This window comes from Streptomyces sp. DH24, from assembly GCF_029813775.1.
Classification (GTDB): domain Bacteria; phylum Actinomycetota; class Actinomycetes; order Streptomycetales; family Streptomycetaceae; genus Streptomyces.
Genome location: NZ_JARVKW010000097.1, coordinates 1 through 850 on the forward strand (window position 1 = coordinate 1; position 850 = coordinate 850).

An 850-nucleotide genomic window follows, 5' to 3' on the forward strand; every position below is an offset into this window, starting at 1 on the left:
TGCCCGCCACCCACGACTTCCTGAAGCGGGTCCGCAAGGAGATCGACGCCCAGTACCCGGACACCGTCCTGCTGGCCGAGGCCAACCAGTGGCCCGAGGACGTCGTCGACTACTTCGGCGACTACCCCAGCGGCGGCGACGAGTGCCACATGGCCTTCCACTTCCCCGTCATGCCCCGCATCTTCATGGCCGTGCGCCGCGAATCGCGCTACCCCGTCTCCGAAATCCTCGCCAAGACCCCCGCCATCCCCTCCGGCTGCCAGTGGGGCATCTTCCTGCGCAACCACGACGAACTGACCCTGGAGATGGTCACCGACGAGGAACGCGACTACATGTGGGCCGAGTACGCCAAAGACCCCCGCATGCGCGCCAACATCGGCATCCGCCGCCGCCTCGCCCCCCTCCTCGACAACGACCGCAACCAGATCGAACTCTTCACCGCACTCCTGCTGTCCCTGCCCGGCTCGCCGATCCTCTACTACGGCGACGAGATCGGCATGGGCGACAACATCTGGCTCGGCGACCGCGACGCCGTCCGCACACCCATGCAGTGGACCCCAGACCGCAACGCCGGCTTCTCCACGGCCGACCCCGGGCGCCTCACCCTCCCGGCCATCATGGACCCGGTCTACGGCTACCAGGTCACCAACGTCGAGGCCTCGATGTCCTCGCCGTCGTCCCTGCTGCACTGGACCCGGCGCATGATCGAGATCCGCAAGCAGAACCCCGCCTTCGGCCTCGGCTCCTACACCGAACTCCCCTCCTCCAACCCCGCCGTCCTCGCCTTCCTGCGCGAATACGAGGACGACCTCGTGCTGTGCGTGCACAACTTCTCCCGCTTCGCACAGCC

1 protein-coding gene is annotated in these 850 nt (G+C 67.4%); it reads left to right on the forward strand.

Annotation, left to right across the window (positions count from 1 at the left end):
* Window positions 1-850, forward strand: an 850-nt coding sequence (locus tag QC282_RS32000) for an alpha-glucosidase C-terminal domain-containing protein (RefSeq protein WP_279553101.1), incomplete at both ends; no start/stop codon positions are given.